The following is an 11,265-nucleotide window of genomic DNA, read 5'->3' on the forward strand; positions in this document are numbered from 1 at the left end:
CATCCCTCACCCAGGCAAAGGACACGCGCTGTCCCCCGGATGCCGAAGGCTCCCGCCAGGCGCCGGCCTGCCTGGCTGCCCGAGCCAACGCCACGTTTGCGTCCGAACAGCCCGGAGCCGAACCTCCCCCAAACGCCGTCGGCTTCCCCGACCAGCACCACTCCGCCCCCGAGCCGCCCCGGCGTGCCGGAGGGCCTGTGGCTCATCCCCGGTGCCCGAGAAGCGTTTGGCTCCCACGAGCCGTAGTGGTCTCACCGCGCCAGGCGGCACAGGAGGATCACCGATCATGGCGGTCATTCAGAGCGTTTCAGCCCCGCCATCACCTTGGCCGGATGCCCCGCAGAGCCCGCAGCAGGGCGTCGAGATGGTTCAGCAGAGTGGTGAGCGTGCGCTGAGCGGCGACTCGGCGATATGGGCGGCGGGACCATACGGCCGGCAGGATCACCCCGACGTAGACGAGCAGGAACGGGACCAGGACGGTGGTGCCGATTGGGCCGAAGAGCCCCGTGGTGCAGGTGCTGATCTCGTGCAGAGAGTTGACGATCGTCATGGCGGGCCCCTCCCGGAAGTGGTGTCGTCTCCGGCCGACTGCCGGGGGCGATGGCCTTGACGGTTCCTGTCCCAGGGGGAGTCCATCTGCCTTCCGCGAGGTCTTGGACGATTCGGGCACGCACGCGCTGGTCGGCGCCTAGGCTGCTGAGGTGTCCAGGGCGGGCGTTCTGGACAGTGGACACGCGGGGGCGGCATGACGGGCGGACAGCACGACGGCTTGGAGCAGGAGTTCCTCGCAGACCTGCGCCGGCTCGGAGAGCTCCATCAGGCGCATCTGGCCGCGGTGTGGTCGCTGCGTGCCGCAGCCCGCGCGATCGGGCTCGCGCCGACCACGGTGAGCGAGTGGCTGAAGGGTAGGCGCTTCCCTCAGCAGTCGGAGGCCTTCACCAAGCTGATCACGCTGCTGCGGACCGCCCTCGCCGATGCGCGGATCAACGTGCAGCCCGGCGACCGCCACCTGCTGGACCCCGACGCCTGGCGCACCCGGCACCAGGCCGTCGCCCAGCAGCGTGCCGGGGCCGTCAGCTCAGCAGTTCGGCGCGCCCAGGCAACCGCCGCGCTGGCCGACGCCGAGGTCCGGGCGCGTTTCGCCGCCGTGCCCGACAAACCACGCCCGGTCTCGGCCTGGACCGCAGAGCAGCTTGGTGTTCACCCCGCCATCCACGGCACCACACATAGAGCCGAGGGCGCGTTTGTGCTCCCCGACTACGTCGAGCGAGACCACGACCAGCGGCTGCGCGCGCGTCTGGACGCGGCCGTCACCGGCAGGCAGGCCGTGATGGTGGTCGTGCGGGGAGAGTCCTGCACGGGCAAAAGCCGCGCCGCCTACGAGGCCGTTCGAGCTTGCCTGGGCCACTGGCAGCTCGTCTTTCCCAAGAGCGCCGCCAGCCTGCTCGCCCTGCTGGCCGCCGACGCCCTCGCTCCGCGCACCGTCCTGTGGCTGAACGAGGCCCAGGACTTCCTCCACGGGCCGGCGGGAGAGGCCTCCGCAGCAGCACTGCGCCGTCGGTTGGAGGGGGCCGGACCGGTCGTGGTACTTGCGACCCTGTGGCTGGCCTACCACCGTGCCTTGACCGCAACCCCGGAGCCCGGAAAAGACAGCCACCCACATGCCCGGGCCCTGTTGGACCCGGTCGTCCCGGTCGACATTCCCGAGCGCTTCACCCCAGAGGACCTGACGAACCTGCGTGCGAGCAACCACAGCTCGCTGGCTGCTGCCGGCCGAACCAGCCCGCGCGGGACGATCACCCAGACCCTGGCGGCCGGCCCCCAGTTGGTCGACCACTACGAGCAGGCCGTCCTGCCCCAGGGACCCTACGCAAAGGCGATCATCACCGCGGCCATGGACGCCCGCCGGCTCGGCCACATCTCACCCCTGCCGGCGGCACTGCTCCGGGCTGCTGCCCCTGGTTACCTGGCCGAGGAACAACGAGCCGCTGCCCCCGTGACCTGGTTCGCCGACGCCCTCGCATACGCGCGGACGAAAGTCATGGGGGTGGTCTCGGCCCTGGAGCCCGTCGCCGACCCGAATGGCATGGGCGCACTGCCGGACGTGTTCCGCCTCGCCGACTACCTCCACCACCATGCCCGCACGACCCGCTTCTGCACCTTCCCGCCGGGCTCCTTATGGACGGCCCTGCGGGACCACACGGCCAGCACAACAGAACTGAACGACCTGGCGGACTCAGCCGTCCGGAGGTGCCGTTACCGCACCGCGGCAGACTTGTACCAGCGGTCCGCCGATGCCGGAGACACCGACGCCCTGACAGGCCTGGCGTGGCTGCGTAAGAATGCCGGGGACACCGAAGGCGCGGAACGTCTGTACCGGCGGGCCGCCGACGCAGGACATACGGGCGCTCTGACGGACTTGGCGGTTATGTACGAGTGGGCCGGAGATCCTCAAGGCGCAGAACGATTCGCCCAGCGAGCCGCCGCCGCCGGAAACACCTTTGGCCTGAGGCGGATAGGAGAGCTGCGGGAGCAGGCTGGGGACACCGAAGGCGCGGAACAGATGTACCAGCGGGCCGCCGACGCCGGAGACACGGATGCCCTGACGCACAGAGATGTCGTGCGGTTCAGCCACACGACTCTCGACATGAACCTGCTGAACGTGCGGTCTGAAGCCGGAGACCTGGACGCTCTGATGGAATGGGCGTTGATTTTAGAGGCGTACGGGAACGCCCCGGAGGCGGAACGTCTATACCGGCGGGCCGCCGACGCCGGAGACATGAGCGCTCTGACGGGCCTGGCGGTTATGTACGAGCGGGCCGGAGATCCTCAAGGCGCAGAACGATTCGCCCAGCGAGCCGCCGCCGCCGGAAACACCTTTGGCCTGATCCTCGTAGGACAGCTGCGGGAGCAGGCTGAGGACCTCGAAGGCGCAGAACGGATGTACCGGCGGGCCGCCGATGCCGGAAACCCCGGGGGCCTGATGGGAATGGGGCAGTTGCGGGAGCAGGCCGGGGACACCGAAGGCGCAGAACAGCTCCGGCGATTCGGTCTGGAGGTGGACGGTTCTCCGTCCCAGCCGTGGTGATGGCAGTACGCAAATGTTCGTTCGTGAGATAGTCCCGTGGTCATCGCACTTCCGCAGGTCGACTCCGAAACGAAACCGTGTCCGCGCCTATAGGCGTCGCAAGAGTCAGCACGCGAGATCAACATTCGGCAGCCCAGGAGGACGCCCTCCGCAAGGCTGGCTGCGAGAAGGCCTTCACCGACAAGGCGTGCGGCGCCGGGTCCGCAGATGATCAAACCGGTGGGTGCTCTCGGCAAAGGGAGACGCCCAGGGCCGTGAGGATGTGCAGCACGGTGTTGCCGTCCCGGTGGCTGGCAATAAGCCCTGCGTCGCGGAGGATGGTGGCCTGGCGGCTGACGGTTGACAGCGGTGCCTTGGCCCGGCGGGCGAGTTCACTGGTGGTGCACATGCCTCTGGCCAGGGCGCACAGTACGCGCGCTCTGGTGCTGCCCAGCAGGGCGGCCAGCGGATCCCCAGGCGGAGGGTTGGGGGGCTCGGCGGTGGCCATCCAGCCGAGCGGGTGGTCGATGGTGTAGACGAGAACGGGTGTCAGCTCTTGGTCGACCAGCGTGGTGACGCACTGTCCGGACGGGGACGGATGGTCGAAGAAGGCCGGCTGGAGGAGCAGACCTCTGCCGTCCAGGTGGATGTCGTGTGAGAAGGGATAGGCGAGTTCCAACACGGGCGGAGACCAGCGGGCCCCCGGGACGAGCGTGCTCAGCAGGGCTTCGACGCCGCCTTGTGCCATGGTCTGGGACCGGTGCGCGAGGTCTCGGGCGATGTGCAACTGCACCTGACCCCAGTGAGGGGCAAGACAGATGGTGAAGTAACGCCGCAGCTCGCCGGCGACACCCCGGAGTGCCTCAGCACGGCCCTGGGCGAGATCGACTGTCCAGGACGGCAGGGACCGCTCTTTGGCCATCTGCGCAACATCGGCCTCCAACCGACCCCGTGGAGTGCTCAGCAGCTTCTCGATGCCCAACTCAAGCGAGCCGTCTCCTGTCGGAGTCAGGAAATCCGGTGACGACCCGGATGCTGGCACCAGCGCTGACAGGAACCGTACCGGCGGGGTCAGCCGCCGACGCGTTTCATGCCGCCAACGATCGAATAAGACCCCGCCGTGCACCGCTCGCAGCAGATACAGGCTCAAGAGCACCTCCCACATCGGATCCGGCCGAGAGGCGATCTTGGTACGGGCCAGGTCCTGCGCAGTGAAGTGAATCCGCAGCATGTTTCACCCCTGTCAGCACACTCCACAGGCTCCAGGGGACTCCCGCCGAGAGCAAGGCGGCTACCAGGCAATTTAAGGGAGCTGGTTTTGCAGAGCTTCGGGGGAGCGATGCACACCGCCGCGGAGTTTCCACCCTCGTGGAAAGACATTGCCGGCCGACCAGAAACGACACGAGCATCGGAACCAACGCCGCGACCGGCTCTCCTCCACAGGCGCAGGAGCCCGAACCGCGGTGCAAACGGGATCAACAAGCTTGACACCGAAGAAGGTCAACCACACAGCGGTGGCCAGTGGCGCCGGCTACTTCCGACCACGGCTGCATACGGGCGGCGGTAACCAATGTCGGCAGCCGCCTATCCGCCACGGTCCGATGGACCGCACGTTCGCGACAGCGCCACGGGCGCCCACGAAAAGGAAAGGGAAGGCATACATGATGCTTCATCTGCGCAAGATGGCGATCGCCACGGTCTGCACGGCCGCAGTGGCCGGTTCGCTAACTCTCGGGGCCGGGATGGCTTCCGCTGGGACCAACGGTCAGCAGATCCATTTCCAGGACAGGCGACACAAGGTGGCGTCAATCTGGCTGGACGGGACGAACCAGAACGGTCAGAACGTGCAGATCTGCTGGATGACACCATCAAAGGACACTTACATCCGCGGTTACTGGTGGGTCGACAGGATGGACATCACGGAGTTCAGGAATCGGCATTGCGACCACGAGAACAATGGAGTGGTCGGCTACCTGCACCCGAAGGTTCCGCACGCGCAGGACGACCACTGGTACCTGGTGCACAACTGACCCAGCACACTTCTGGGGCCCCCAGGGCAAGTCTTTATGGGCCTCAGGAGCCCGGAACCGGTGGTCGTCGGCACGAGAGACGGCGGGCAGGCGGTGGCCGGCCAGCGGTCGGCGACCATCGCATCCAGGACAGTACACCGACACGGGCATAGCACCGGGGGCTGGGCACCGACGCCACGCTCCGTCGCAGCCTCACGCGCGACGCGCAGCACGAGCCAAGCGAAGTCGGCTGGGGGGCGACCCCTGGCTGGCACCAGTTGCTCGGTGGGGGTGGTCATCTCGGTCATGTGGGCCTCCTGCCAAGGGCCCCGTCCCGCGTCGGCGGAAAGGAATGCCGGCACCGTCAGCCCGGCTTTGATGCAAGGGTAGGAGGCGTCGCCGACGGGAACAGAGAAGGGGCGTGAAGGGGACGTATCGCTTCGGGGGGAGCGCATGGGTGATCCGGCGAGAATTGAACCGGCTCTGACGGTCGCGCGTGAGCCGCACCCGTTCCGGCCGCGCGCCCTTCGGGTGCTGACGTTGGCCCTGGCCCTGGTCCTGACGGTGTCCGGAACGGCCGTGCTGGTGATGGCGGGCCATCTGCTGCTGCCTTTCCAGCGGCTGACCACTCTGGAGGGGCGGCTGGCATCGAAGGCCGAGTTCTTCGAGGACGAGCAGGTCACCCGGATCCTGCTGGAGCACGGCATCCGGGTGCACACCGTCAGCTCGGGCTCGCGCGAGGTGGCGACCGGGAGTCTGGAGGGCTACGACTTCGTCTTTCCCTCCGGTGAGCCTGCCGGGGACCTCATCTCCAGTACCCGGCAGAAGCAGCACCGGTACACCAATATCTACCGCCCGTTCGACAGTCCCCTCGTCCTGGCGACCTACCGCGAGTACGCCAAGGCGCTGTGGGATGCGGGTGCGGCCCGCCCTCAGGCCGGGTCCGGCACGGGCGAGCCGCTCTATTACTCCCTCGACATGAACCGGTTCCTCGCCCTCACCGAGCACAACCGACGCTGGAACGACCTGGGCATCGGCAAGTACGGCGTGAGCAACGGCAACGTCGTGCTCGCTCAGACCTCCGACATCTGCGATTCCAACTCGGCGGGCACCTACCTGGGCCTGGTCGCCTTCACTCGCAACGGTGACGACGTCCCGACGAGCACCCGGCGGGCCGACGAGCTCTCCGCGAAACTCCGGCCTCTGCTGATCCGCCAGGGCAGCCCAGGCGCTGACCTTTTCCCGTACTATGCCTCCCCCAACGGCCGCCGCCTTGAGCCCGTCGTCGTGGTCTACGAGCACCAGTTCCTCGCCTACCAGGCCCTGTACCGCGCCACACACCACACGGTGGACACCGAACGCGTACTGCTCTACCCCACGACCCGGATGCTGACCCAGCCGCAGTTCATCGCCCTGGACCGCCGCGCAGACCGGCTCGGCGAACTGCTTGACCACGACCCGGAACTCCAGCGCCGCGCGACGGAACTTGGTTATCACGTCCTCGGCGCCGACGCGCTGACCGAACACCTGCGACAGCAGGACGTCCCGGCCCCGCAGGCCGCCAGGGACGAGACCGCGGCAAGGATGCCAGACCTGGCGATACTCGAGCGCATGATCGCCGCCATTAAGAACTGTCCCGCACCCGCGACGAACTGACGAGGTGAACCGCCGTGCCTGTCTTCAGCGATCGTCTGTGGTGGGACATCTGGTGGCCCTGGATGCTCCTGTGGCTGGTGACCGCAGTGAGCGCCATCGCGCTGGTGGTCCTCACGATCGTCGCCCGGCGGCGCGGCAGGCGGCCCTCGGAGCGTCTGGTGACGAACCGGACCTGCCTCTACCTGGACAACCGGACCATCATGGACCAGGCGCAGATGAACAGATACGCCGTGGCGCTCAGAAAAGAGGTCGAGCAGCGGACCATGCGCGGCTGGGCGGCCAAGCTCGCCGTACAGATCCTGCCGTTCCTCAGCCCGGACTCCGGCGTCGAGGCGAGCAACGAGGTTGTCACCAAATACATCGAGAAGGCCGAAGCCATCTCGGTGATCGGCGTCATCGTCGACGGCCTGGAGCGCAGCGACGCCATCGTCCACGCCGACCTGCGCCGGGGCACGGTGCGCCGGAACGCGGCGCTGGCGAAGGCGTACGCGGGACGGCCCCTGGAGGGCCACGCACCGCTGAGCTGCACCGAGAAGCTGTTCGTCCTGCTCACCGGGGACTTCCGCAAGGACGATGACGCCTCGGCCGGAAACCGGACCATCCTTCTCGCCGACTACGGCACGCCCGCGCAGACCGCGCGGGTCCGGGTCTCCTGCATCTCCCGGGGACTGCGCGGCGAACTGGACTCCGACCGTTTCTCCGCCCTCTGCCTGGGCAAGGTCCAGAGCTGGAAGGCCGACGAGGGCGTCCTGGAGGTCCGCCCCCTGGCGATCTTCAGCTGACCCCGGGCGTGCGGACACGGTCAGCGCCCTCGAAGCCCTGATGGCCAGCAGTACCCAGGACGACACCGGGATTCCCGGGCCGGACGCAACGCCCGGGACCGCGCCTCAGCTGCCAACTACCCTCGGTCCAGGAGACATTCCGGCGGTTCCATACCCAACTCCAGCAGTACCCCGTCCCGGTGGAGCCCAGGCCGACCTGCTGGTCGGCGCCCGGCGCCGCAAGCCCTAGCTTGTCATTTATCCAGTTCAACGGGGTTTCCTGCCCACCTTGTGGTGGGTGGGGCGGCTGAACGCCTCGCCGGTGGCGGAGGACTCTGCCCACGTCATGGCGGGTGGCCGGGCGATGGTTCTTCGAGCCCGGCGGCCCGCCTGGCCCGGTACGTGACGGTTTCGGTGCACCAGCCGGAGAACCGGTCTGCGCGTGCAGGTTCCTGAACCCTCTGTGGACGCGGGCGGGCGTCAGTTTGTGTGACTCCGCCGCCTCCGAGCAGCTCCGCGAGAAGATCACCCAGGCGGTGATCACCGTGTCGGCGTACTTCAACGACGCGCAGCGGCAGGCGGCCAAGGACGCCGGGCGTATCGCCGGTCCGGAGATGCAAGAGGAGGCAGGACCGCTGCAATGGCGCCGGGGCCGTGGACAGGGGGAACCGGGCGCCGCATTCGGACCGTGTCACTCGGGCGGGTCGGTGGGGGCTTGCATCTGCTGTCGGTAGCGGTGGACGTACTGATCGGCCTCTCGCACGGCAGCGCGAGCGACGTCGTCGGCCGGGACAGCCAGAGCCCATGGACCTGCGCCTGGGTCCGGCAGGGCGAGACGGCCCGTAGTCGGCGGCAGGGCGGCGCGCCCGCGGGCATGGCTGACACGATGCGCGCTGCTGCACGGGCGATCAGAATCAAGGCGATGACCGCGGCGGCCGCCGGTGCGGTGGCCGCGTTCTGATCGGACATCTGCCGGCACCTTTCTGCCGGGCACGGGCGGGCGGCGCCGGTCTCGCTCCCCCGCCATCCCACCGTGTCTATGCCGGTCTATGCCGGTCAACCCGGCCAGGTGCCGGTCAGGCGGCGGGTGGCGACTGCGCCCGCCCGGTCAACGGCCGCTTTGACGCCCGCGAAGATCGCGCCCTGCAGCGTAGCGGCGAGCAGGACCTCACTCCAGGTACGTTCCTGGTCTGTGGCGCCCGGGGCGTCCTCCTCATGGCCGAGCATCTTCCACACCTGTTTGAACAGGCCGCCAGCAAGCACGCCGCTGAGAGCACCGAGGGTGAGACCGATCGGCTTGTAGGCAATCTTGGACGTTTTCAAAGACCTCACCCCTTCCGGCGGCGGCACACCAGCCAGACGGCGACGGCCGCGCCGGCGGCTGCCAGCAGCAGCGGGTTGTCCCGAACAGCCTTGGCAGCCTTCGACGTCTTTGCTCGCACCGGCTCGGGCGTCTTGTCCTGCACCAGCGACACGGCCTCGGCCGCCTTTTCCTTCAACTGCCCGGTCTTGTGGGCGGCCTGCTCCTTCAGCTCACCGGTCTTGGCGGCGGCCTGGTCCCTGATCTCGGCGGCTTTCTCCTGGGCGCGGGCCTTGACGTCGGTCCTGGCCGCGAGCGCCTCCACGGTCTGGCCGAGCTCTTCGCGGGTCTTTTCGACCTGCTCACGCAGTTCCTCGGTGCTCTCGGCTGTCGGCTCGTCATGAGGCGGCTGGGTCATCGGTGCGCACTCTCCTTGATCTTGGCCACGTCGGCCTTGACGTTTTCGACCGTCTGCTCGGGTGCGGGCGGAGCGGCCTGGTCAACCTGCTTCTTTCCGCTTATGGCCATCACCGCGGCAATCACGCCGAGCACCGCCGTGACGATCAGCGCCGCCGCCCACACCGGCAGCGCCACCGCCAGCGCGGCGATCACGGTGGCGACCATCGCCTGCAGCATCAGGAAGCCGACGAGGCCGGCACCGCCGAACAGGCCACCGCCCTTTCCATAGCGCTTGCCCTTTTGTTTCATCTCCGCCTGCGCCAGGCGCAGTTCACCACGTACCAGCTCGGTCAGCTGCTGCGAGGCACGCTGTACCAATTCGTTCACCGGCTCGGCACCGGGCGTCTGCCGACCCGGGCCATGGTGCGGCTGCATGCTGGACGACATGGCGATCACCTCCCTTGTACTGGCTTCGCCGCCAGGGCGGACGCTGCGGCCTCCTGGTGACGAGTACCCCGAACAAGCCAGTTCAGGACACCGGTGTGGCCTCCTTGGTGCGGCGTCACCACCTGGGTCGGCCAGCGTGGTACGGCAGGACCGCCGGAGGCATGACCCGCCTGGCACGATTCTTCGGGCTCAGCGAAGAGGACGAAGAGTGCTGGGTGGGCAAGGAGAAGCCCCGGGTGGGAGAGCCATGATCGCGTCGGATAGCCGACCTCGCCGCGGGGGGGGTCGGCCGGTGAAGATCCTGCCGGCGGTCCGCCGGTTCCGCTGCGGTAGCCGGGACTGCACACGACGTACCTTGGCCGAACAAGTCGAGGGGCTGACGTTTCGCTACGGCCCTCGCAGCCTGCTTCCAGCGCGCTCCTGCAGGCCGTCGCCTTGACGCCGGCCAGCCGCGCCGGGGCCCGTTCGGTGAAGCGGCTCGGGTGCCGGGGCAGGCGCCGAACACCCTGCTCAGGCTGATACGCGCGCCTCCCGAGCGGAGCCTTGGGCGGGCACCGAGGTCCTCGGTGTGGACGACTTCGCCTTCCGCAAGGGCCACATCTGTGGAACCGTACTGATCGACATCGAAGCCAGCCGCCCCATTACCCGCCGGAGTGGTATAGGCGATCAACGTGGCGGATATCCCACATCGCGGCCCGACTTGCCTTCGACAGGGGAAGTCGAGGCTGATGAAGAGGTCTTTGCGGCCGTCGTCATTGGCAGTCCGGACCCGTACACTGCTGAAGTGGCCGCGGTCGTCGAGCCACTCGCCGCGCGTCCAGCAGGAGAACCAGCGTGGTCCTGATCCGACTTCTCCCACGTGCGTGACGTCTTTGGCATCGGGTGTGATGTGAGTCCAGCTCCGGGAGACCACCATCAGCTTCTGCGAGCCGAGCGTACGGGTGCGCTCCGGGGCGCGGCCGACGGCGAAAAGAGCGACCAGAGTAGTCATGACGGAGAAGGCGGCCACCGCCGCTGCCCAGGCGAGGAGGCGAGACCGGGTGTGGCGGCAGACCGGCGCCGGTGCACTTGGCGAGGCCAGGCGCTGCCAGGCCACTGTCCACGGCTCTTGTTCGGCATCGGTGAGTCCACAAGCGGTCAGCAAGGTCCCCAGGTTGTCCCGGGAGGGCATCCGCTTGCCGCTGAGGATGTCACTGGCGGTACTACGGGGCAGGCTCTGCGGCTGCCCATCGCGTGGCGGAAGGCGACGGGCCACCTCGTCCAAGGCACGGTAGCTCAGCACTCATTGAGCTGTCAGGGCCTTCAACACTGCCGCGATCTCGGCCGGGTTGGTGATCCGGGCGGGATTGAACAGCGTCTGCTCGGTGTCGCTCTCGATGGTGTCCGGACGTGGCCGGACGGTGGGAAGCGCTGCTGGACTGGGCACCGCTGCACCGGCCCAGGACAACACCGGGGGCGGGCCGGTGCAGCGGCAACCACCACGCGAGTACGAAGGACGGACGAGACGAGCCCAATGAAGATCACCCACACAATGGCCGCCGGCGTGGCCGGTGCCTGTCTGGCGCTGGGCTTCCTCGCCCCCTCCCCCGCGCAGGCCCAGACGCCTCAGCGCACTTACGGCGTCCT

At 68.2% G+C, this 11,265-nt stretch carries 12 protein-coding genes and 1 pseudogene; 7 read left to right on the forward strand and 6 right to left on the reverse strand.

Annotated elements, in window-relative coordinates:
• Positions 1-319: 319 nt before the first annotated feature.
• The gene (locus CV755_RS35035) at positions 320-550 is read right to left on the reverse strand and encodes a hypothetical protein (RefSeq protein WP_109284734.1); all 231 of its coding nucleotides are present in this window, start codon (positions 548-550) and stop codon (positions 320-322) included.
• 219 nt (positions 551-769) lie between these two features.
• Between CV755_RS35035 and CV755_RS33725 the strand changes: the two genes are divergently transcribed.
• Positions 770-3,088 (forward strand): helix-turn-helix domain-containing/SEL1-like repeat protein, encoded by a 2,319-nt coding sequence (locus tag CV755_RS33725; protein ID WP_241561558.1) that lies wholly within the window; start codon positions 770-772, stop codon positions 3,086-3,088.
• 211 nt (positions 3,089-3,299) lie between these two features.
• Here the strand turns inward: CV755_RS33725 and CV755_RS33735 are convergent, their stop codons facing one another.
• A complete protein-coding gene (locus CV755_RS33735) occupies positions 3,300-3,989 on the reverse strand; it encodes an ArsR/SmtB family transcription factor (protein ID WP_161968800.1) in 690 nt (229 codons plus the stop codon).
• A 739-nt stretch (positions 3,990-4,728) separates the two neighbouring features.
• On the opposite strand from CV755_RS33735, the gene CV755_RS33740 reads away from it, so the two are divergent.
• The 5 genes and pseudogenes from CV755_RS33740 (at position 4,729) to CV755_RS33765 (ending at position 8,454) form a co-directional block, all read left to right on the forward strand.
• Positions 4,729-5,097, forward strand: a complete 369-nt coding sequence (locus tag CV755_RS33740; RefSeq protein ID WP_109284737.1) for a hypothetical protein — start codon at positions 4,729-4,731, stop codon at positions 5,095-5,097.
• A 510-nt stretch (positions 5,098-5,607) separates the two neighbouring features.
• Positions 5,608-6,732: a hypothetical protein gene (locus CV755_RS33745; RefSeq protein ID WP_241561559.1), complete on the forward strand. Its 1,125-nt coding sequence runs from the start codon at positions 5,608-5,610 to the stop codon at positions 6,730-6,732.
• Between the two features lie 14 nt (positions 6,733-6,746).
• Positions 6,747-7,514 (forward strand): hypothetical protein, encoded by a 768-nt coding sequence (locus tag CV755_RS33750; protein WP_109284741.1) that lies wholly within the window; start codon positions 6,747-6,749, stop codon positions 7,512-7,514.
• A gap of 479 nt (positions 7,515-7,993) precedes the next feature.
• Positions 7,994-8,110: pseudogene (locus tag CV755_RS36570) on the forward strand (Hsp70 family protein); the annotation flags it as partial.
• 98 nt (positions 8,111-8,208) lie between these two features.
• The gene (locus CV755_RS33765) at positions 8,209-8,454 is read left to right on the forward strand and encodes a hypothetical protein (protein ID WP_153068803.1); all 246 of its coding nucleotides are present in this window, start codon (positions 8,209-8,211) and stop codon (positions 8,452-8,454) included.
• 95 nt (positions 8,455-8,549) lie between these two features.
• Here CV755_RS33765 and CV755_RS33770 read toward each other — a convergent pair whose 3' ends face one another.
• From CV755_RS33770 to CV755_RS33780, 3 genes are read right to left on the reverse strand one after another with little or no spacing between them, the layout of a single operon-like run.
• Positions 8,550-8,816 carry a DUF4235 domain-containing protein gene (locus CV755_RS33770; protein ID WP_109284846.1) on the reverse strand — a complete coding sequence of 89 codons (267 nt, stop codon included), beginning with the start codon at positions 8,814-8,816 and terminating at the stop codon, positions 8,550-8,552.
• Positions 8,817-8,821: 5 nt separating this feature from the next.
• Positions 8,822-9,211 (reverse strand): DUF3618 domain-containing protein, encoded by a 390-nt coding sequence (locus tag CV755_RS33775; protein WP_109284745.1) that lies wholly within the window; start codon positions 9,209-9,211, stop codon positions 8,822-8,824.
• Positions 9,208-9,639 carry a phage holin family protein gene (locus tag CV755_RS33780; RefSeq protein WP_241561560.1) on the reverse strand — a complete coding sequence of 144 codons (432 nt, stop codon included), beginning with the start codon at positions 9,637-9,639 and terminating at the stop codon, positions 9,208-9,210. Before CV755_RS33780 ends, CV755_RS33775 begins: the two co-directional genes overlap by 4 nt.
• 568 nt (positions 9,640-10,207) lie before the next feature.
• On the opposite strand from CV755_RS33780, the gene CV755_RS34440 reads away from it, so the two are divergent.
• Positions 10,208-10,483: a hypothetical protein gene (locus CV755_RS34440; protein ID WP_153068804.1), complete on the forward strand. Its 276-nt coding sequence runs from the start codon at positions 10,208-10,210 to the stop codon at positions 10,481-10,483.
• A 438-nt stretch (positions 10,484-10,921) separates the two neighbouring features.
• Here the strand turns inward: CV755_RS34440 and CV755_RS34885 are convergent, their stop codons facing one another.
• On the reverse strand, positions 10,922-11,065 hold the full coding sequence (locus CV755_RS34885; RefSeq protein WP_161968801.1) for a hypothetical protein: 144 nt from the start codon (positions 11,063-11,065) through the stop codon (positions 10,922-10,924).
• Between the last annotated feature and the right edge of the window lie 200 nt (positions 11,066-11,265).

This window comes from Streptomyces orinoci, assembly GCF_003121295.1.
Taxonomy (GTDB): Bacteria; Actinomycetota; Actinomycetes; order Streptomycetales; family Streptomycetaceae; genus Streptomyces; species Streptomyces orinoci.